We start from the raw sequence: 21,559 nt of genomic DNA, 5'->3' as shown, positions 1-21,559 counted from the left end.
CAACTAAAAAAAGCTAGACTATGAAAAGTCCAGCTTTTTTTAGATTACATCACAGTTGCTTCTGGTTCATAATGAATAATTTGATTGATCGAGTTGTCTGCATTCATAATCGCCACAGTCGGTTGATGAGTTTTCGCTTCTTCATTCACCACATAAGCATACGATAAAATAATCACAACGTCCCCACGTTGAACAAGACGAGCAGCTGCTCCGTTCACACAAATTACTCCACTGCCTCGCTCGCCTGCAATAATATATGTCTCAAAACGTGCACCATTATTATTGTTGACGATGTGCACTTTTTCATTTGGTAACATGCCTACAGCATCTAAAATGTTTTGATCGATTGTAATGCTTCCTACATAATTTAAATCTGCCTCTGTAACTATTGCACGGTGAATCTTACTATTTAACATCATTCGTAACATCGTTTACACTTCCTCTACATCCATAAGAATATTATCTATTAGTCGAGCTTTTTCAAAAAATACAGCGGTTGCAAATAAAAGATGACTCGCCGGTTCCGAAACAGGTAGTAAGGCAGGATAAGTTAATGCTTTAAAATAGTCGATTTTACCTGATGTATGTTCGTTTATATAGGCTTTCCCCACCCCGATTGCTTCTTCCATATTTCTAGATTCTTTCCATATATCTGTCGCTAGAGTTAATGCTTTATATAAATGGATAGCTTCCTTTCGTTCCTGTTCACTTAAAAAAACATTTCGAGAGCTTTTTGCCAGTCCATCAGCTTCACGTACAGTAGGAACTCGAACAATTTGAACTGGGAAATTATAAGCACTTACAAACGTTTCAATGATGGCTAGCTGCTGGGCATCCTTTTGACCGAAATACGCATTTGTTGGTTGTACAAGATTGAACAGTTTCGTGATTACTTTTAACACGCCATCGAAATGACCAGGTCTGCTTTCCCCACATAGTTGCTTCGAGAGTTCCCCTACTTGTATGGAAATGCCACTTTCAAATGGATACATCTCTTCTGGAGTAGGAGTAAATAGTATATCTACACCAGCTTCTTGGGCGATTTTCGTATCGCGCTCTATATCTCTTGGATAGCGATCTAAATCTTCATTTGGTCCGAACTGAGCAGGATTTACGAAAATACTCGCTACGATTAAATCATTTTCTTTTCTTGCTATATTTAATAATGCTTGATGTCCTTCATGTAAATACCCCATCGTCGGGACAAAGCCAATTGTTTTTTCTTTATGTGCCTCGAGAATATTTTTTAACTCATCGATCGTTTGAACTGTTTGCATGACTGCCTCCGTACAATTGGTTTAGTTGTTCTTCCTTCATCGTAAAGGAATGCTCTATGGCTGGGAAAATACCACTTTTCACTTCATCGACATATTGCGTGAGCCCTGCTACAATTGGCCCCCCCACATTCGCATATTCCTTCACAAATTTCGGAATATGATGCGTCCCATATTTCACTAAATCATGAAATACAAGTACTTGCCCATCTGCTGTTGCTCCTGCTCCAATTCCAATAGTAGGAATTAATAATGCTTCCGAAATTGATTCCGTTAGTTGGTGAGGGATACATTCCAATACTAAGGCACATGCACCGGCTAGCTCACATTTCTTTGCGTCTTCGATTAATTTTTCAGCCGCTTCTGCAGTTTTCCCTTGTACTTTATATCCACCAAGGACCCCAGCAGATTGGGGTAATAAACCAAGATGCGCCACGACTGGGATTCCCGCAGAGGTTAACTTTTCAATAACAGGGACTACATTATCCGCACCTTCGATTTTTACCGCTTGTGCACCAGTATGTTGCATGATTTTAACAGCATTTGCAAGAGATTGATCAAGTGAGCCATGATATGTGCCAAACGGCATATCGACAACTAAAAATGTGTTCGGCGCACCTCGTCTTGTCGCTTTTCCGTGATGTATCATATCATCCATCGTTACAAGCACGGTTGAATCATAACCTAGCACAACCATTCCAACTGAATCTCCTACTAATATCATGTCGATTCCAGCTTCTTCTGCAAATCTTGCAGTTGGAAAATCATACGCTGTGACCATCGTAATTTTCTCCTTTTTTCGTTTCATTTCCAAAAAGTTACTTGTCGTTTTCAATCCAATCCCTCCTCCAAATAATTGGGGAGAAAACCGTCTAAAAAGCCCTTCAATCCTAAAGTGGACAGAAGGGCAGAAAATGTAGCTTCAAAGGTTTTCTCCGTCCCTGTCATGCATAGATCAAGGCAGACTATTCAATTCTTCCAAACTCGTGCTAGATTAAAACTGGTGCGGGTCGTCAAACGATACCGCCCTTCGTTTACAGAATAACAGAAAATTGCTTGAAGGTCCAAATGATTTTACTTAACAAGCGTTTAGCATCAAAATTAATAATTTTAAGAGAATGCATCTTAAAATTAGCTGCCCCTGCTCCGAGCAAAGTGTGCCGTTATGCGATCATAAAAAATGGCTATCCGATCAAAACTAGTCAGCATCCAAGCATAAAGTTCCGTCCATTCAAAATGTTGCGAGTAAGTAGGGAGATGTTGCGCATCTGGTCTATATAGTTGCGAGTAACGACTGATATGTTGCGCAATATTGATTGGAACATTTTATCCTTGTTGATTTAGTGGATACTTAGGGGAAGTGCATGGTTATCAATGTCCGCAAACCTTTACTTGAAGAATTGGTTGCGCTCGTTGCCAAATTGGTTGCTTTCAAGCTCAAACTGGTTGCGTTGCCTATTGAATTGGTTGCTTACAAGTGACAGTTGGTCTCGCTAAGCCATTTCCTAACTTTTAATGGATAATAAATACGGATAAAATCGGATATTTCGATGGATTGAAGCGAAAAGGACAGCGACTCCAACGGTAATAAGTGAGACAGAGAGACTTATAGGCGGCCGCGAAAGCGGACGGTGAAGGCTCATCACTCACCCCGCTGAAAGAGTCCGTCCTGCAGCGGAAATCCAAGCGGACCCTTACTTAAGACGCACTATCTCTATTATGCCCCATACTTCACACTTATCAATTTGGTCTATACAGACAGAATTTAAGAAATGATTCCTCTTTGAATGGTAAAAGCCCTCAAAATCAATTTTCGAGGGCTTCGTACTTTATTGATTCATCAAATGAATATCCGCCGAATAGATTCCACGAACCTCTCCGCTATCTAGCTGAAGCTGTAACACTCCATCATTTGTAATGCCGATTGCCACTCCTTCTAATGTTTCTCGCAGCAAGTTGGCACGAATCCGTTTTCCTAGTGTACAATTATAGCTTTCCCATAGTAATTTAATCGGTTCAAAACCATTTTCAACATACATATCTGTATATTTTTCAAGATAATATAATATTTTAGCTACTAATTCCGCACGGTCTACTTCTTTTCCTGTTTCCATTTTAAGTGAAGTAGCAATAGATTGAATGGACTGATCAAAAGCATCTATATCTTGATTTACATTTACTCCAATGCCAATAATAATGGATTGGACACGATCCATATCAGCTTGCAGTTCTGTCAATATTCCTGTTACTTTTTTCCCGTTGATCAATAAATCATTCGGCCATTTTATATGTGGTGAACAATTCGTTATATCTTCAATTGCACGAGTGATTGCTACAGCAGAAACCAAAGTAAATTGCGCAGCGTTTTGAGGACTGATCTCCGGACGAATAATTACACTCATCCAAATACCCTTTGATGCCGAAGAATCCCAAGAACGCTCTAATCTACCACGCCCAGCAGTTTGTTCTTCTGTTATTACAACTGTACCATGCAGAGCATCTTCTCTTGCTTTTTCAGCTGCAATAATTTGAGTGGAGTCACAAACAGGATGGTAAACAATATTTCTCCCTATATGTTTCGTTTCTAGATGAGGTGTGATTCTATCTGGAGAAACAATATCAGGAATGGATTGCAATATATAGCCTTTCTTTTTAATAGCTTCTATTACATACCCGTCTTCCTCGATATTTTTCAAGTGCTTCCAAATCATTGTTCTTGAAATATTTAATTCGTCAGCAAGCTTTTGACCCGATATAGGTTCACCTTTTGCTCCAAGAAGTTGGGAAAGTATCTTCTCTTTTATCGACATATTCATGAAAAACCATTCCTTTAACTAACTTTATTATCAAATAACACTAAGATATTGCTGAGCTATGTTTTAATTCTATTTATTCCTATCAAGATTATCATAAATTACAATAAGTAAGCCTTAAAAATGTATTCATTGTTTATGTATAATTTTCTATCCATCACTCATCCTATTCTCTGTATGAAAAGATTACCGTTCAAGAAGAAGTTTTTGTCCTTAACTAGCTGTACGTTCCTTACTTGAAATGTAATAAAAATCCTTCAGAAATGAGGAAATACCATTGTATTATTACAAAGAAGAATTGATCAATATAATTACACCAGACCGACCAGACCCTGAAGCAGCCAAAGTATTGCAAGAGACATTAGGCGGGCACTATGGTGAAATGAGAACAATGATGCAATATTTTTTTCAAAGCTCGAATTTTCGAGGAAAAGAGACGCAATATAGAGACTTGCTTCGAGGAGTTTTCCTGGAAGAAATCGCTCATGTTGAACTGGTACAAAATACAATAAATCAGTTACTAAATGATTCCGGTGAATCTGCTATTCCAGGTAATGCTGGCATTGATGGCGCTCCACTAAATGACGCTATCAGGCATGCAAATCCGCATCATTATATTATGGGAGCACAAGCTTCCCTCCCTGTTGATGCTGGAGGCAATCCCTGGAATGGATCATGGGTTTATGCCCATGGAAACTTGACAGCAGATTTGCTTGATAACCTTGTCCTTGAATCAACAGGAGTACTTCAAAAAACCCGTATTTATGAAATGAGCTCTAATAAAACTCTTCGAGAAACACTTGGTTTTTTAATTGTTCGTGATAATGCTCATCAAAATGCGTTTGCTAAAGCCCTAGAAACTTTAGGTGTAGATTGGGGTAAACTATTCCCCGTACCGAACTATGATATAAACAAGTACCCTGAGTGTAGAAAGTTTGTAGAAATGGGTTATCATAATACACAATTTAACTTTAGATTAGATCCTACACGCATTGGAGAGATCTTTCAAGGTCAAACTCCTAGCAGGAACAACGGAATACTTTCCGTAACAGAGCCCCCTAAAGGATTTCCAGTTCCTTTAATGCCAGATATGCCAAACGAACATAGCCCTGGTCTTCAAGACATGAATAACTAAATAATCGTTTATCCTCTAGTTGCTTAACGTGGCTAGGGGTTTTATAATTTTGTATAACAAACCTCTTATACCCTCATCATGTGGATCCGCGAAGAGATAATATGGGACCTACTACCGCTAAGCACTCGAAATTGGAGATTCTTTCGTTCTCAAAACCCTATCTCTTTAAATATATTAACTAGTGAAAATGAGGCAAGGTACCTATTTGGTGATTCAACTAACTCTGGTCGATGCCCGATCACTTGCCCAATACTCCATAACTTTCAACTTCTTTAAATAGTTTTATTAATTTCTTTACTCACCATGGATATATTCACGAAAAAACCATTGCTTTACCTGTTCACGTTCATTGACCAACTGACCATTTACAACCATCACTATTATTCTTTCCAAAACCTCTCTAATCCATGGACCCCTTTTTATCTTTGTCCACTCCATTAAATCATTTCCATTTATAACTATCTCTTTAACAGATGAAATAGGTAAGGAAGCTTTTGCTTGCCGTATATTTTCTATGGTGTAAGGCACTTCCATGTGTAATAGTTGTCCTGCATAACTTGCAGCTGGTATTAATACTTCCTCATCGAACTGAAAAAAGTCATAAGGAGTCCAATGTCCTTTTTTTAATTGATCAACCGCATGTAGCACATTTTTCACATGCATTTTTTCAGCATTTGAACATTTGTATAAAGTCAACAAACTGTTAACTTCTGTAGGTGATTGAAAAAGAGCAAAAAACGCCCATCCATTTGCGTTATTACAGAAACTCGAGAAATGTTCCCAGCTTTTTTTATTCGTTTTCCAATCGCCTTGAAAATTTTCTGCAAGCCTGCTTGTAACAAATAAATCCATCCCTTTTGCCACGAAGTCACTAGCCCAAATTTTTTCTAGCTCCACTTTAACTCGTTCCATGGAGACATGAGCAATAAGATGATGAAGAGATTGAATGGCTTTCAAGGTACCAATATGTAGAGAAAAATTCAACTGGGCAGAAAAACGCACAGCTCTTAACATACGAAGTGCATCTTCAGCGAAACGTTTATAAGGATCTCCTACTGCCTGTATCATTTCTTTTTCAATATCTTCTCTGCCACCAAAATAATCTATCAGCTCATCTGATTTTGACAGAGCCATAGCATTCATCGTGAAATCGCGTCTTTGTAGATCTTCTCGTAATGATCGGACAAATATAACCTCATCGGGTCTCCGAAAATCGGAATATGTTGCCTCCGATCGATACGTCGTTACTTCTACCGGTTCTTTAAATACGACTAACACTGTCCCATGTTCGATTCCTACATCTATTGTGTGAGGAAATAACTGTTTGACTTCATTCGGTGTTGCATTCGTTGTCACATCTACATCATTTGCACGCATGTTCCGAATAAAATCACGAACCGCGCCACCGACAACATATGCTTCAAACCCAGCTTTTTCAAGTGTTTCTATTACTTTATAAGCTTCTGGCCACCTAATTTTCATCATGTTACTTTCTCGCCACTCTTTCATACATCGCTTCATACTGTTCCACAATTTTCCTAGAGCTAAATCTTTCTTCGATAATCATTAAAGAAGTGTCCACAATTTGTTTATGTAATATTGGATCTTGTAATAGCTTAACTCCAAATTCTGCTACTTTCGCAACATCGCCGAGTTCCACTAAAAATCCATTCTCACCGTGAGTAATTACTTCAGGGATTCCTCCTACATATGTTCCAATGCAAGGCACCCCACACGCCATCGCTTCTAATAACACTAAGCCAAACGATTCTTTTTGTGAAAGCAGGAGCATTAAATCAGATATACTGTAGAGCTCTGATAAATTTTCTTGCTTGCCAAGAAATAATATATCTTGTTCGATGGATGTGCCTTTTACATATTCCATTACAGGATGTTTTTCTGGTCCATCTCCTACTAAAAGGAGTTTTGCAGGAACTTCTTTTCGAATAAGCTCAAAACTTTTTACTATATCTGGAACACGTTTTACTTTCCGAAAGTTTGAAACATGAATGACTACTTTTTCATCTGGCTGTATTCCTAATAGTTCTTTTAGATTGCCTGCGTCTTTTTTTACATATTCTTGCTCGTCCACGAAATTATAAATGGTTTCGATTTCCTTTTTCGGAGCGATCAAGTCCATTGTTTGAGCTGCTAAAGAACTAGAAACAGCAGTAACAATATCAGATTTTTCTATTCCATATCGAATAGCTCCTGACAAGGAAGAATCGTCCCCAAGAATCGTAATATCTGTACCATGTAAGGTTGTAACGATACCGATGTCTGAATTAGCCATATCTTTTGCGAGAATCGCACATACGGCATGGGGAATCGCATAATGCATGTGGAGCACGTCTAACTCCTCGTCCACAATCACTTCTGCCATTTTATTAGCAAGTGCAATATCATATGGTGCATATTGAAAAACGGAATAACTATTCACTTCAACTTGGTGAAACGTAATAGAAGGATACATTTTGTTTAAACGAAAAGGCATACTAGAAGTGATGAAATGTATTTCATGCCCTTTTTCTGCTAGCATTTTTCCAAGCTCTGTAGCTATTATTCCTGATCCTCCAACAGAGGGATAGCATGTAATACCTATTTTTAATTTACGCATATTATCACTTCCTTAACGAGAACGTCTTTCTTCTAGTAAACGCCAGTCTAAAAATCCTTCTTCTATTCCTTTTAAAAGTATTTCCGCTGTTCCCATATTCGTTGCAAGCGGAATTTGATATACATCACAAAGTCGGATTAAAGCGGATACGTCTGGTTCATGTGGTTGAGCAGTTAATGGATCTCTGAAAAAGATAACCATGTCCATTTCATTATTCGCAATCGCTGAACCAATTTGTTGGTCACCGCCAAGTGGTCCTGATTTGTATCGAAATACTGATAATCCAACCTCCTCAATAATCCGCGTTCCAGTCGTTCCTGTAGCAAACAATTTATGTTCTTCTAAAATAGGTTTATATGCGGTAACAAATTGTATTAAGTCTTCTTTTTTCTTGTCATGTGCAACTAATGCAATTCTCATTCCTTCACTCCTATAAAATAATATCTTCTAGGCCATATATCAATGTATCGCGTTTCATAATTTCGTGGATTGACAATATGATACCAGACATGAAAGATGCCCGATTAAACGAATCATGGCGAAGGGTTAAAAGTTGTCCATCTCCACCAAGCATTACCTGTTGATGCGCCACTAAGCCTGGTAAGCGGACACTGTGAATATGCATCCCTTCTACATTGGCTCCTCGAGCTCCTTCTATTATTTCCTCTTCGTTCGGATGTCCTTGTTCGAAACTAGGTCTCACCTCTTGTATCATTTGTGCAGTTTTAATAGCAGTACCAGAAGGCGCATCTACTTTTTGATCATGATGCATTTCAATAATTTCGACATCTGGCAAATACTTTGCAGCAGTCTGAGCAAATTTCATCATTAGCACCGCACCTATTGAAAAGTTCGGTGCAATAATACAACCAATTTGTTTTACTTCTACTTTATGGCGTATCTCATCTAATTGTAAATCAGTGAAGCCCGTTGTACCAATAACTGGTCTTACACCATATTCTAATGCAGTCATGGCATGTTGGAAAACTGAGGATGGAACGGTCAAATCTACTAATACATCGGGTTCTGTTTGTTCGATTAATTCTTCTAAGGATGTGAAAATAGGAATATTATCTCCTAAATGTTCTTCTTTTTTCTTATTGTCTAACAAGCTTACTAAGAGAAACTCTTCATTTCTGATGATAGCTGCAACTGCTTCTTTTCCCATTCTACCTCTTGGTCCCGCTATCGCTACTTTAATAACCACTGTTAATCCTCCTTCTTTGTCCAACGATTTTTATCACGTGTATTGTATTTATATAAAACATTTTCCAATGATTGTTGTAAATCAATTCCTTCTGCATTTGCCAAACAAATTAATACAAAAAAGAAATCTCCCATTTCATCCGCAATTTCTTTTTCTACTTCGGTATGCTTCTTTTTCTTCGCACCATACTTATGTTGAACTTCACGTGAAAGCTCTCCTAATTCTTCTGTTAATCTTGCTAATAACTCCATTGGAGGAAAATAACCTTCTTTAAATTGATTTATGTACAAATGTACATCATTTTGAAGTTCAGATAATGTTTTCTTTTCTGACATTTTTCTCACTCTCCTTCTTTAATCGTAATAAATTTATGCATTAGTTGTCAAAAACAATTAAATAAAAGATAATAACCTTAAGTATGAACTATAAAAAGAGGTGAAACAATGGGACTTGGATTAAAGTTTAAAAATATTATTATGATTATCATCGGTTCTGCAATTTATAGTTATGGGTTTGTACATTTTAATATGCAAAATGAGCTTGGAGAAGGTGGCTTTGCAGGGATAACGTTAATATTATTTTTTGTTTTTAAATGGGATGTAGCTTTAATGAATCTGTTATTAAATATTCCGATGTTCATTTTGGGCTGGAAACTTTTAGGCAGAAAAGTATTTATGTATACAATAATCGGTACTGTATCTGTTTCCCTATTTTTAAAAATATTTCAGATTTATGAGGTACAGATTGGATTACAAGATGATATGTTCCTTGTATCTTTATTTGCTGGGGTGTTCGTTGGTGTTGGTTTAGGTATTATTTTTAGATTTGGCGGCACTACTGGTGGTGTTGATATTCTAGCTAGACTTGGACAAAAATATTTGGGCTGGAGTATGGGAAAAACGATGTTTATGTTTGATGCATGTGTAATTTTGCTGTCTTGGCTGACATTTTTGGATATACGATCGGTGATGTATACACTTGTCGCAGTATTTGTTGGAGCACGTGTAATCGATTTTGTACAAGAAGGTGGCTATGCAGCTCGTGGTGCATTTATCATCTCTGAACACCAAGATGCAATTGCAAACCGTATAACGATTGAAATGGACCGGGGCGTAACGGTGTTGAAAGGGTATGGACATTACACCAAAAAAGAAAGGGAAATTCTTTACTGCGTTATTGCTAAAAACGAGATAGTTCGTTTAAAATCGATTATTACATCCGTAGATCCACATGCATTTGTGTCCGTCACAGAAACGAACGATGTAATGGGAGAAGGGTTTACACTTGATGAGGAAAAACGACCGATTGATTGAAAAAGGACAAGACTTCCATTCTCTATCATTCCACTTTACGATATATTTATTGTGAGAACAGAGCAAGCATCCTTTCATACAAAACAATTGCCCCATGCCATTCACGGCAAGGGGCAATCTTCCTTTTAATCGTTTCTAGACATTCCTGTATATATTAGTACTAAACGTAATAATTCTAAGACAGCAACGGCAGCAGCTGCAACATAAGTTAAAGCAGCAGCACTTAAAACTTTCTTTGCATGGCGTTCTTCCTCATTACGAATAATACCTAATGACACCATCTGATTCATCGCCCGATTGGATGCATTAAATTCTACAGGAAGCGTTACAATTTGGAATACTACACCAGCCGCGAGTAACACAATACCTAATAGTAGCAGCCCACTCATAGAAGCAAATATACCAATCATGACAAAAATCCATGAAGCATTGGAAGAAATATTTGCAATAGGTACCAATTTATGACGTAAAGTTAAAAATGAATAAGCTTCCTTATGTTGAATCGCATGTCCAACCTCATGAGCTGCAATTGCTGCACCTGCAACAGACGCCTCATGATAGTTATGAGAAGACAATGCCACAATTTTAGTCATAGGATTATAATGGTCACTTAAAAAACCACTACTTTCCACTACCTTTACATCATATAAACCATTCGCATCTAATATAGTCCTTGCCACTTGCGCACCAGTCATACCAGATGTTGAACGAACTTTAGAATATTTTTTATACGTACTTTTTACTTTCATTTGGGCATATATCGGCAATAACAAAATTATCGCGAAATATATGATATAAGAAGCCACCAATCATTTCCCCTCTCTTATCTATACTTACTATTTTAATGGGTCCCGCAACTGTAATCAACTAATTCGCTTTGACCTTTTTTGATAAACACCAATTGCAATGGCAATACAAGCAATTGATAACCAAAATGTAAAATAGCCTACTTGATCAGCATATATATATAAACTACGGTAAATAGGCATTTGATCGAATACATAATCGATCACATCATTATGTAATGTCCAAACAGACGCAATAAGTATTGATACCCAAGCGAATCGATAAAAAGGAATATACAATATCGCCTGTAAAGCCATAGCAAAATGGGAAACAACGAGCATCCATCCCATCCAACCAATGGAACCAGTCTCAATATAAGTCCAAATATTCATGATTACTGCCCAAACACCATATTTAACTAGTGTAATAAGCGCTAGTGCCTCGATCAGTCTCCAATTTTTCTTGAACAACCATCCTAAAAGCGCAAGTGTAAAAAACAAACTTGCCGTTGGACTGTCAGGAACAAAAATATAAAATTTTGGCTCAGTTATAGCAAGTTGTGAACCATACCAGTAGTATCCATATATAGTGCCCAATAAATTCACGATAAATAATAACCACATAAACGATTTATTGTAGAGTATTACTTTCAAAAACGTTATTAGTTCTTTCATGAAAACGCTCCTCAATATATGTAGGTAAAAAAAAAGAGCCAGTTTCCTGACTCTTTTTTATGATTAATACAAATTACAGATTAATCTAATCTTGAATGTTATTCTTCTGGTTGAAGTGTTGTAATAAATTCAGCAAGCTTGTGAAGTTCTTCTTCAGTACCTTGGAATGTACCACCTGGCATACCACCAGGTAAACCTTCATGTGCAATTTGAACGATTTCATCAGCAGTATAATCTAAACCGATTAACGGTTTACCTAAACCACCTTCAAATGCGTTACCATGACATCCAATACAGGATGAACCTTGATAAATTTGATATCCTTCTGAAGTTTCGTCAATTTCCACTTCAGCCACTGGTTCTTTAATTTCCCCTTGAGCTTTCGCAGCTTCCCAGTCATGGTTAGCTACTGATTCCCAAGTTAAGAAAATCATTGCCGCAAAAGCAAGAAGCATGAATCCAGTTGGTAACGGACGTTTCCATGGGCTTCTTTCTTTGCTTGTGTCCAAAAATGGTACTAATAGAAGTGCTCCAAATGCTAAACCAGGAATAATAATAGCTCCGATAATATTATATGGACCAGAAGCAAATTCATATTTTAATAATTGATATAAAAATAGGAAATACCAGTCTGGTAAAGGAATATATCCCGTATCAGTTGGATCCGCTGGACGCTCTAGTGGCGATGGATGTGCAACAGTTAAAACTAAATAGCCAACTAAGAAAACCGCACCGACTAACCATTCTTTTAGTAAAAAGTCAGGCCAGAAAGCTTCTGTTTTACCTGGATACTCAGAATAGTCTTTCGGAGTTTTCTTTGGGCGAATAGAAGGATCTGTTACACGTGAATCACCAACAAATTTCATACCTTTTCCGCGATGCATAATGTCCCCTCCTTGTTAAGAATTATCTGTACCACTTACCCATTATAGTGGTCCAGAAATACCTTGACGACGAATCATGATAAAGTGAGCTGCAAGTAAAGCAAATAATGCAGCTGGCAAGAAGAACACATGAATCGCAAAGAATCTTGTTAATGTTTGTGCACCGATGATATGTTCATCACCAGCCAAAAGTGTTTTAATAATTCCACCGATAAATGGAACAGATGCTGCAATTTCAATACCTACTTTTGTTGCGAACAATGCTTTCATGTCCCAAGGTAGTAAGTATCCCGTAAATCCTAAACCTAACATAACGGCGAAGATCAATACTCCGACCATCCAGTTTAGTTCACGAGGTTTTTTATAAGAACCAGTAAAGAATACACGTAATGTATGTAAGAACATCATAACAATAACAAGTGATGCTCCCCAGTGATGCATCCCACGCACAATTTCACCGAATGCTACTTCATTTTGAAGGTAGTAAACAGATTCCCATGCATTTTCAATATCAGGTACATAATACATTGTTAAAAACATACCCGATAAAATTTGAATTACTGTAATGAAGAATGTTAGTCCTCCGAAACAATAAACAAATGCAGAGAAATGGTGTGCAGGGTTTACGTGTTCTGGTACTTCGTGGTCTGCGATATCACGCCATATAGGTGTAATATCTAGACGTTCATCCACCCAATCATAGATTTTATTCAGCACTGATGTCGTACCCCCTTACTTTTAAACTAATGTGTTAGGAATAGCTTTCCCAATTTCTAAGAAACCGTCATTCTCACGAACTTCATATTGATCCAACGGACCTAGAGGTGGTGTTTTTGGAACGTTCTTTCCATTTTTCTCATAGCGTCCACCATGACACGGACAGAAGAATTGATTTTTGTGAGCTGGGTCAGCTTCCCAGTTTACCGTACAGCCTAAATGTTTACATATTGGAGACAATGCAATAATCTCGTCCCCTTCTTTGTAAACCCATGCTGAATTTGTTACATCAGACTTGTACCATGCATCCACTTGTTCAAAAGTGAAATCTACACGTTCAGGAACTTCTGTAAGATCGGCAACTTTTTTCTCCGTTAGGACAAAATCTCCGCCTTCTTTTTTCTGCAATACAGGATCAACTGCAAAACGTACCATCGGCATAAGCATTCCAGCTGCCATGAATCCGCCAACACCTGTTAGTGTATAACTTAGAAATTGACGTCTTGATACTTTATTGTTACTCATCCTTTTCCCCCCTCTAACTTAAAGGTCAGTCCAATGGACATACTTGCTTGAAATAATAATACTAGGACATATCCATGATATATCAATAAAAAAGGAAGGTCAATATTCCATCGACACGAATTATGAACTTTGTGAACAATTATTGAAAGAAATTGTCACTAATTCGCCCATTTTTTTGCGAAAATTGGAACGAGCTGTCGAAGTTGATCTTCTAACACAGAATTCCTCATTTTTTGGTCCATGGAATCTAGTGGAACAGACGGTGTCCAAATCACGTTTTGTTCTTCTCCCATTGTACTCCACTCTCTATCAGATGTAACGTAAAATGTATGCTTAAAATTCGCTTTATTTAATTCTTCCTGCCAAGTATTCAGCAATAATTGCTTGTCCTGATTTGCTGTATAAGAGAAGGAAGGAAATAAAACAATCCTTCCTTTAAACTGATTTTCAATTATATTAGCCAAAGATAGTGTAAAATCTGCAGCTGATGCTGCAAATGGAAAACCATGCTCCGAACCATCTATTAATATTAACGGGATAATTGCTGTATCTATATATTCTTTCTGTGCTTGAAATATTGCACTATCTTTTCCATTCCAATGCATGACTATCTCTCCTAGTTCTGTCTATGTTGTAGTTCTTTCCATAAAGCTGAGAGCTCTAGAAACTTCTCCTTATTGTTATCGTCGATTGCTTTATCAATTTGTTTTTTTAGTTGCTCGACTTGAAATGAGTATAGGCTTTCCGCTAACATATCCTCTGCGATAAGCTTATCTTTTTCACTAATATGCAAATACTTTGGCATGTAAGGATTTTCTTCTAGAACTGCTAAGTATTCTGGACTTGGTGGAAGCGTTTGGAAATTTAATTGAATGTACATATCTTCTTCTGGATGCAAACGTAAATCATGAAAAGATTTCTCTGCATCTGCCGTCATGATACTGCCCTTGTAAAAACGAAATGGAATTCCAGATGATGTTGTTACCGACATAATCATAGCCCTAGGACAGTAATGTGCTTCCTCCACAAAATGTACGTTATTCAACAATGTTTCGTGACTTATTAAGTAATTCAAAATCCAGACGCACTCTCTTCTTTTCATTTGATACTTTTTTAAAAACCACCGAACAAATTCTTTTTTCTCGCCAACTGAAACAGAAGCAGTCACGTAACCTCTCCTTCCTTTTTTTAATCGACTAAATCAAACCACGTACTGTTTTCAGGCTGTAGTTTTTGTAATATCATCGCAACCTCTTGTGCTTCATCTCTTTTCCCTTCTTCAAGTAGGAAATAAACGTAGTTTTCTAAAAATGGAGCGTCTTCCTTATGTTCAGTATATGCTAGCTTATAAAATCCGTATGCTTCTTCGTATAATTCTAAACGCTCATATGCAGCTGCAAGAAACGGGTACATCGAAGACCATTCAAACTGTTGTTGTTTCAATGTTTCGTACAGTTCGATCAGCTCCTCATCCTTCTCTTCGGTTGAAAACAAAGAAGAAAGAATAAAAATTGCATCCATATATTCTGGATCTAATGCGATCGCCTCACGTAAGAATAACTCTGCTTCTTTCACTCTACCCAATTTTAACGAAATCTTACCTGCAAATAAGTAATATTCTTTTTCAAATTCGTCTCTAGCTATACCATCTTGAATCGCTTTTAACGCTTCTTCATTTTTCTCAAGCATCGCATACGATTCTCCAAGCAGCATATAGCCTGAAAAATAGTCTGGATCGATTTCCAATAAGTCCGTCAAATGCTTCACAGCAGTATCATAATGCTGTACTTGGAAAGAGGCATACGCCGCATGGAATAAAACATCTGGTGCCACTTCCTTCTGCAAAGCTTCTGTATAATAAGGAATCGCCTCTTCGTATGCTGCTCCTGCACTATAAATCTCTGCAAGCTTAAGTGACAAATCAACTGCAGGAATTGCATGTTGCATAGGGATCAAATCCTCCATGATCCTAGCAGCCTCTAAATACCTACCTGTTTCAAAAAGTAGCTCCCCTTTTGCATAGAGAAGTAATGGCTCATTTGGCATTATGCCAATCGCTTCATTAATCTTTTGCTCTGCTACTTCATACAGCCCAATCATTTGATAATAATCGGCTAATGTTAAAAGGGCTTGTGGATATGCCACGCTTGTTTTTTCCACACTGGTAAGCAGTTCCAATGCATCATCTTCTTTATCCATTTCTAAGAAGAGCTGTGATTGATCTATTAGCAATTGATTTTCATCTGGAAATAAAAAACGTAAATGCTCCAGAACTTGTATCGCCTGTTGTAAGAATCCATATTGTGCCAATAAATCTGCAAGTTCGTATTGCTCATCTGGACTTCCTTCCAGAAAAAAAACATCTAATAGCGCTTCGATTCTTTCTATATTTCCTTCTTCCATAGCTTGGATAAAAGGCATCATTTTTTCCATATCATCACCATACTTTCTTTATGTCTTTATCGTACAAGAACATTTCGTTACGAACAAGAAAAAAACCTCTAGAGTGCGAACTAGAAGTTTAAGAATATACATTATTTTGTCGTATTTATAATTAATTTCATTACAATTGGAATAAAAATGGAATAGACCAAGAAGCTATTTCAGTTCATTCCTTGGTCTCATATTTTACTTACTGACTACCACACTGTCCAATTGCTCAAAAAAGTTTGGATAGGAAACTGATATACAGGCTGGGTCATCCAATGTAATACTACCAGATGCAATGAGGGAAGCAATCGCCCCCATCATTCCAATACGATGGTCGCCATATGTCTTTATTTCCGCTCCATTAAGGAACGTAGGGCCTTCGATGATCATGCCGTCATCTGTAGCTATAACATTAGCACCAAGCTTATTCAATTCATTCACCACTGCATCAATTCGATTTGTTTCTTTCACTTTTAGCTCTTCCGCATTTTTAATAACCGTTTTTCCTTCTGCTTGCGTTGCGAGTAAAGCGATAATCGGAATTTCGTCAATTAGTCGAGGTATTAAATCTCCACCTATTTCAGTGCCTTTTAGTAAAGAGGTTTCTATTTCAATAGTTCCCATTTCTTCATGGCTCGCATTTTCTAAATTTTTAATAGAAAATGTAGCACCCATTGCTTGGAGCACTTCGATTATCCCAGTTCTTGTAGGATTTAACCCAACGTTGGTCAAGGTTATTTTACTATTTGGTACGATAGCTCCCGCTGCTAAAAAGAATGCAGCTGAGGAAATATCTCCAGGTATTACGACATGCGTTCCCGTAAGTTTTTGTCCTCCTTGCAAACGAATCGTTTTGTTATCCACCTGAATATCTGCGCCAAAATGATGGAGCATTTTTTCTGTATGGTCACGTGAAGTTTCTGTTTCTTCCACAACTGTTTCCCCTTGCGCATGCAAGGCTGCGAACAAGATTGCTGATTTCACTTGGGCACTTGCAACTGGCATTTTATATTGAATGGATTTCAAATTCGTACCTTCTACAGCGATCGGAGTAAATTGGCTATTTTCTCTTCCAATCAACTTCGCTCCCATTTGCTTTAAAGGAGCAGTTACTCGTTTCATTGGGCGTTTTTGAATCGATTCATCCCCTATAAGGACGGAAGAAACATGGGATCCAGCAAGAATGCCAAGCATTAGACGCGTTGTTGTGCCAGAGTTGCCCGTATACAAAATTTCATTAGGCTCTTTCCACGCTTCAATCCCGTTGCTTTCGATGCGTACTTTTTCGCCCTCCACAGCTATTTCTACACCCAGCTTAGAGAAGCAATCTATCGTTGCAAGACAATCATCGCTTTGTAGAAATCCTTCTACAGTAGTAGTACCTTCAGCTATCGCTCCAAACATAATCGATCGATGCGATACTGATTTATCTCCAGGAATACGGAGCGAACCTCGTAAAGAAGGCTGTCCATAATCTAATACTTTACTCATCCTCATTCTCCTCCCTTAAGAAATATATGTTTCAAAAGTCGTATTTTTCGCAATGCATTTTACTGCTTTTGCTCGGTCATCCATCGTTTGAAAACTAATAACTAGAATACCGAATACATCTACACGAGTTTCTACAATGCGCAAATTTGTGATACTGATACTGTCTCTTGCAAGATATCCTGTAATTTCCGAAATAACTCCTGGATAGTCAGGTACATCTACATATAAATCATAGACAGTAAACATCGCACCTTGAGCAGTAATCGGTAATTCATCTCGCACTTGTTTTGCTTTTTGAAAATATGCTTCAATATCGTCCTCTTCTGCATGTAACAAAAGATTTTGCAAATAAATCATTTCCTCCGTCCACAGTTGTAATTGATTGCTCAATTCTTTACGATTTTGAACTGTAATATCTCGCCACATAATAGGATTTGACGATGCAATTCTTGTTAAATCGCGGAACCCCCCTGCTGCCAATTGCTTCGTGAAGGGAAATTGTTCGTTCTCTCCTGCCAGCTGATGCACGAGCGAAGCTGCAACTAAATGAGGAAAATGACTTACTACAGCTGTCATATGATCATGTTCTTCAGCATTCACTTGTACAATTTTTGCTTTTGTTACTTGTAATAAGTTCGTCAGCATATTTACTTCTTCTTCATTTTCATTTGGAAAAGGAGTTAATAAATAATAGGCATTTTCAAACAAATGTGCTCTCGCTGCTTCTACTCCGCTCTTATGCGAGCCTGCCATTGGATGCCCGCCGATAAAGGTGATGCCTAACTCTTTTAGTACTAACCCTGCCTTCATAATTTCATTTTTTGTACTACCAGTATCTGTAACAATTACGTCTTCTTTTAGTCTCCAATTGGATAACTCGCCCATCAATCGGATTGTTTCATTCACTGGGGTAGCAAAAATTATGATATCTGCAAGCTCTGCTGCTTCTTTCATCTGGACGGCCATCTCATCAATGACTCCAATTCTTTTAGCGGTCCGGAGTGCGTGGGTATTTGCATCATAACCGATAATGGAGACTTCTTCATTTCGTTTCAAACCAAGGGCCAATGATCCTCCTATGAGGCCAAGCCCAATGATGAAAATTGTTTGCTTCATTACAGAACGCCTTCTTCTGTTAGCACTTCATCTAATTTTTGCAGCAGCCCCGCATTTTCTGCTTCCGTCCCAATTGTAATGCGAAGGTAACCAGGTTTTCCTAACACGTTACCACTTCGAACGATAAATCCACGTTGCATCAATCCTTGAAAAACTTTATCACTGTCCGCTTTCACTTCCATTAAAACAAAGTTAGTTTGAGAAGGATATATATGGAGATTACGTTCTTGGCAATATGCTTCGAACTGTGCTTTCCCAACATTATTTTTTTCCTTACACGCCTCTATAAAAGCTTGGTCTTCTAATCCAATGATGGCAACTTCTTGACTTAAAACTGTATTATTAAAAGGTTCGCGTAGCGGTTCCAATTGACTGATCACTTCTTCTGAACCAATGGCATATCCAATTCGGAAACTAGCTAGCCCATATGCTTTTGAAAAAGTACGCATAATCAAAACATTTGGATGTTCTTTCAATAAGCTAATAGAATCCTGATATGTGTCATCTGTTATGTATTCTGTATAAGCTTCATCCAGTACGATTAGCACATCACTAGGAACCTTTTTGACGAATGCTTGAATTTTGTCGCTAGGTATAAGTGTACCCGTTGGATTATTAGGATTACAAACCCAAACGATTGCTGTATTTTCATCTACTTCTGCAGCCATACTATCCAAATCATGTTCTCCATTTAAAAGGAGCGGAACCGTTCGAACTTCTGCACCTTCCACAATCGCATTATGCTTGTATTGGCCAAATGTAACATCTGCTAGCACTGTATTTAGCCCTGGTTGTAGAAGAGCACGAGAAACGATTAAAATATTATCATCTGATCCATTGCCAAATAATAACTGTTTTTCTGAAACATTTACATGTTTAGCTACAGCTGAACGAAGCCTGGAGGCATAGCCATCTGGATAAATAGCATAATCGATTGTCACATTATCCAGATATTCCTTTACTTTTGCAGAAGCTCCATAAGGATTCTCATTGGATGCAAGCTTCGTTACTTTATCTAAGTTGAACATTTGTTTTACTTCTTCTGTTGTTTTGCCAGGCTGGTATGCTTGAAGACCAGCAATTTGTTTTTTGAATTTCATCTAAAGAATCCTCGCTTCTTATTTATTATTTGACTAAATCAGGTCTTAGTTGAACAGCATTGTTCAAGTAAATATGTTGAATCTCCTGTTGTCCTTTTACTGTATTGACATGCATTAATAGTCTGATACACTTTTCCAAACCATTTGGAACATTCATTTCGTGTGTACACATAACCGGTACATACGTCCAACCAGACAAACTTCTCACTGCTCTTGCAGGGAATGCCGACGTGATGTCTGGTGTCGTAGAAATAATAACGGATGCAATATCTTCAGGACTGATATTATTGGCATTAGCCATTTCCTGCACAAGACGTGCGGTTTCTTGTAGTACTTCCTCATTTATATCTGCTTCTACTGTTGTGGCACCTCTTACTCCTCTTATCAATTAAACTCCCCCTTGACCCACTTCCTTAATTGCTCATCACATTTTTTCACTTCATCCATCGAAATAACTTTCACAAATGGAGCACCAACTTCTTCTAGTAAAGCAAAGTGGAGCTCACCATTTGTTGTTTTCTTATCTTTTAACATAAAGCTCGCTAACCGTTCAAATGAACAATCAAGTACATACTGAAAATCATATCCTAGTCTATTAACTAAAAAAAATATATTTTTTGCAAAACCTTTTTCTACTTTACCATGAATTTCGCTTAGCATTAAGGCTGGTATCATGCCAATCATAACTGCTTCACCGTGCGTGATTTTGCCATAACCAACAGTAGCCTCAATCGCATGTCCATATGTATGACCAAAATTTAAATATTTACGATAGGACTGCTCTTTTTCATCTAGTTCAACAATATGTGCCTTTACATGGATTCCTTTTTCTAGCCAATGCAGTAGCTCCTCTTTTTTGATAGATTCTATTTGGGAAATTGTGAAAAATTCATTTACCCATTGAGAATCACTTATTAATGCATGTTTGATCACTTCTGCAAGGCCTGAACGAACCTCCACTATCGGAAGCGTTGCTAGGAAATGAAAGTCATAAATAACTTCTTTTGGCTGATAGAATGCACCAATCATATTCTTTCCATTCGGGTGATTTATGGCAGTCTTGCCCCCTACTGCGCTATCATGCGCTAAAATAGTCGTAGGAATCTGATAAAACGGGATTCCTCGCATGAATGTAGCTGCCACAAAACCTGTTAAGTCTCCAACTGCTCCTCCGCCCAATGCAAATAAACACGAGTTTCTAGAACAATTCTCATTCAATAGAAACGTTTGCACATCGAAATACGATTCGAATGTTTTACATGCCTCTCCATTTGGAACGATATAAAGTTTAAACGGGTGTGTAAAATGTTCGCGTACATACTCTTCATGTAAAGCCCATACATGCTCGTCTGTGATGATGACAAGCTTATCGGCCTTTGCTAATGCTTCTGTATGTCGAATACAAAACTCACTCAATATATTTTCCCCTAAATAAACTTTATAAGATGCATCTTTCGTTCTTACTGGGATAATCATC

24 protein-coding genes are annotated in these 21,559 nt (G+C 37.7%); 2 read left to right on the top strand and 22 right to left on the bottom strand.

Going from position 1 to position 21,559, the window contains the following annotated elements; genetic code table 11:
* Positions 1 to 44 precede the first annotated feature (44 nt).
* The 4 genes from panD to FS486_RS10880 all read right to left on the bottom strand — a co-directional run bounded on the left by panD (position 45) and on the right by FS486_RS10880 (position 4,090).
* Positions 45 to 428, bottom strand: coding sequence for an aspartate 1-decarboxylase (panD, locus tag FS486_RS10895; protein WP_144511360.1), 384 nt, complete (start codon positions 426 to 428; stop codon positions 45 to 47).
* Between the two features lie 3 nt (positions 429 to 431).
* Positions 432 to 1,277, bottom strand: a complete 846-nt coding sequence (gene panC / locus FS486_RS10890; protein WP_144511359.1) for a pantoate--beta-alanine ligase — start codon at positions 1,275 to 1,277, stop codon at positions 432 to 434.
* The gene (gene panB / locus FS486_RS10885; protein WP_144511358.1) at positions 1,252 to 2,109 is read right to left on the bottom strand and encodes a 3-methyl-2-oxobutanoate hydroxymethyltransferase; all 858 of its coding nucleotides are present in this window, start codon (positions 2,107 to 2,109) and stop codon (positions 1,252 to 1,254) included. The genes panC and panB overlap by 26 nt, the downstream gene beginning before the upstream one ends.
* A gap of 994 nt (positions 2,110 to 3,103) precedes the next feature.
* A complete protein-coding gene (locus FS486_RS10880) occupies positions 3,104 to 4,090 on the bottom strand; it encodes a biotin--[acetyl-CoA-carboxylase] ligase (protein WP_144511357.1) in 987 nt (328 codons plus the stop codon).
* A gap of 274 nt (positions 4,091 to 4,364) precedes the next feature.
* Between FS486_RS10880 and FS486_RS10875 the strand changes: the two genes are divergently transcribed.
* Entirely contained in the window at positions 4,365 to 5,222 is an 858-nt protein-coding gene (locus tag FS486_RS10875; RefSeq protein ID WP_144511356.1) for a manganese catalase family protein, read from the top strand.
* Between the two features lie 294 nt (positions 5,223 to 5,516).
* Here FS486_RS10875 and FS486_RS10870 read toward each other — a convergent pair whose 3' ends face one another.
* Genes FS486_RS10870 through FS486_RS10850 form a run of 5 tightly spaced genes read right to left on the bottom strand, consistent with a single transcriptional unit; the run spans position 5,517 to position 9,381 of the window.
* Positions 5,517 to 6,707 carry a CCA tRNA nucleotidyltransferase gene (locus tag FS486_RS10870; protein ID WP_186321417.1) on the bottom strand — a complete coding sequence of 397 codons (1,191 nt, stop codon included), beginning with the start codon at positions 6,705 to 6,707 and terminating at the stop codon, positions 5,517 to 5,519.
* 1 nt (position 6,708) lies between these two features.
* Complete coding sequence (gene bshA, locus FS486_RS10865) at positions 6,709 to 7,839, bottom strand: N-acetyl-alpha-D-glucosaminyl L-malate synthase BshA (RefSeq protein ID WP_144511354.1); 1,131 nt, start codon at positions 7,837 to 7,839, stop codon at positions 6,709 to 6,711.
* A 12-nt stretch (positions 7,840 to 7,851) separates the two neighbouring features.
* A complete protein-coding gene (gene mgsA, locus FS486_RS10860; protein ID WP_144511353.1) occupies positions 7,852 to 8,259 on the bottom strand; it encodes a methylglyoxal synthase in 408 nt (135 codons plus the stop codon).
* 10 nt (positions 8,260 to 8,269) lie between these two features.
* Entirely contained in the window at positions 8,270 to 9,046 is a 777-nt protein-coding gene (gene dapB, locus FS486_RS10855) for a 4-hydroxy-tetrahydrodipicolinate reductase (RefSeq protein ID WP_144511352.1), read from the bottom strand.
* Positions 9,047 to 9,048: 2 nt separating this feature from the next.
* A complete protein-coding gene (locus FS486_RS10850) occupies positions 9,049 to 9,381 on the bottom strand; it encodes a nucleotide pyrophosphohydrolase (protein ID WP_144511351.1) in 333 nt (110 codons plus the stop codon).
* 108 nt (positions 9,382 to 9,489) lie between these two features.
* Here FS486_RS10850 and FS486_RS10845 point away from each other — a divergent pair, with 108 nt between their 5' ends.
* Positions 9,490 to 10,359 carry a YitT family protein gene (locus FS486_RS10845; RefSeq protein WP_144511350.1) on the top strand — a complete coding sequence of 290 codons (870 nt, stop codon included), beginning with the start codon at positions 9,490 to 9,492 and terminating at the stop codon, positions 10,357 to 10,359.
* Between the two features lie 125 nt (positions 10,360 to 10,484).
* Here the strand turns inward: FS486_RS10845 and FS486_RS10840 are convergent, their stop codons facing one another.
* The 13 genes from FS486_RS10840 to aroB all read right to left on the bottom strand — a co-directional run bounded on the left by FS486_RS10840 (position 10,485) and on the right by aroB (position 21,558).
* On the bottom strand, positions 10,485 to 11,108 hold the full coding sequence (locus FS486_RS10840; protein ID WP_260858082.1) for a zinc metallopeptidase: 624 nt from the start codon (positions 11,106 to 11,108) through the stop codon (positions 10,485 to 10,487).
* Positions 11,109 to 11,222: 114 nt separating this feature from the next.
* A complete protein-coding gene (gene lhaT, locus FS486_RS10835) occupies positions 11,223 to 11,819 on the bottom strand; it encodes a lipoprotein heptaprenylglyceryl N-acetyltransferase LhaT (RefSeq protein WP_144511348.1) in 597 nt (198 codons plus the stop codon).
* A 98-nt stretch (positions 11,820 to 11,917) separates the two neighbouring features.
* On the bottom strand, positions 11,918 to 12,703 hold the full coding sequence (locus FS486_RS10830) for a menaquinol-cytochrome c reductase cytochrome b/c subunit (RefSeq protein ID WP_144511347.1): 786 nt from the start codon (positions 12,701 to 12,703) through the stop codon (positions 11,918 to 11,920).
* 42 nt (positions 12,704 to 12,745) lie between these two features.
* Complete coding sequence (gene qcrB / locus FS486_RS10825; protein ID WP_144511346.1) at positions 12,746 to 13,420, bottom strand: menaquinol-cytochrome c reductase cytochrome b subunit; 675 nt, start codon at positions 13,418 to 13,420, stop codon at positions 12,746 to 12,748.
* Positions 13,421 to 13,441: 21 nt separating this feature from the next.
* The gene (locus tag FS486_RS10820; RefSeq protein ID WP_144511345.1) at positions 13,442 to 13,945 is read right to left on the bottom strand and encodes a QcrA and Rieske domain-containing protein; all 504 of its coding nucleotides are present in this window, start codon (positions 13,943 to 13,945) and stop codon (positions 13,442 to 13,444) included.
* Between the two features lie 158 nt (positions 13,946 to 14,103).
* Complete coding sequence (locus FS486_RS10815) at positions 14,104 to 14,550, bottom strand: DUF2487 family protein (RefSeq protein WP_144511344.1); 447 nt, start codon at positions 14,548 to 14,550, stop codon at positions 14,104 to 14,106.
* Between the two features lie 11 nt (positions 14,551 to 14,561).
* Positions 14,562 to 15,113, bottom strand: coding sequence for a ReoY family proteolytic degradation factor (locus FS486_RS10810; protein ID WP_144511343.1), 552 nt, complete (start codon positions 15,111 to 15,113; stop codon positions 14,562 to 14,564).
* A 20-nt stretch (positions 15,114 to 15,133) separates the two neighbouring features.
* Complete coding sequence (locus FS486_RS10805) at positions 15,134 to 16,378, bottom strand: tetratricopeptide repeat protein (RefSeq protein ID WP_260858079.1); 1,245 nt, start codon at positions 16,376 to 16,378, stop codon at positions 15,134 to 15,136.
* A 195-nt stretch (positions 16,379 to 16,573) separates the two neighbouring features.
* A complete protein-coding gene (aroA, locus tag FS486_RS10800) occupies positions 16,574 to 17,866 on the bottom strand; it encodes a 3-phosphoshikimate 1-carboxyvinyltransferase (RefSeq protein WP_144511342.1) in 1,293 nt (430 codons plus the stop codon).
* A gap of 15 nt (positions 17,867 to 17,881) precedes the next feature.
* A complete protein-coding gene (locus tag FS486_RS10795) occupies positions 17,882 to 18,982 on the bottom strand; it encodes a prephenate dehydrogenase (RefSeq protein ID WP_144511341.1) in 1,101 nt (366 codons plus the stop codon).
* On the bottom strand, positions 18,982 to 20,082 hold the full coding sequence (gene hisC / locus FS486_RS10790; protein ID WP_144511340.1) for a histidinol-phosphate transaminase: 1,101 nt from the start codon (positions 20,080 to 20,082) through the stop codon (positions 18,982 to 18,984). The genes FS486_RS10795 and hisC overlap by 1 nt, the downstream gene beginning before the upstream one ends.
* Before the next feature lie 25 nt (positions 20,083 to 20,107).
* Positions 20,108 to 20,470: a chorismate mutase gene (aroH, locus tag FS486_RS10785; protein WP_144511339.1), complete on the bottom strand. Its 363-nt coding sequence runs from the start codon at positions 20,468 to 20,470 to the stop codon at positions 20,108 to 20,110.
* Entirely contained in the window at positions 20,467 to 21,558 is a 1,092-nt protein-coding gene (aroB, locus tag FS486_RS10780; RefSeq protein WP_144511338.1) for a 3-dehydroquinate synthase, read from the bottom strand. The genes aroH and aroB overlap by 4 nt, the downstream gene beginning before the upstream one ends.
* Between the last annotated feature and the right edge of the window lies 1 nt (position 21,559).

The sequence above is a fragment of the Bacillus sp. FJAT-22090 genome (genome assembly GCF_007676755.1).
Taxonomy (GTDB): domain Bacteria; phylum Bacillota; class Bacilli; order Bacillales_A; family Planococcaceae; genus Psychrobacillus.
Note: the sequence above shows the minus strand (reverse complement) of the source record. Positions and strands in the feature narration are given on the sequence as shown.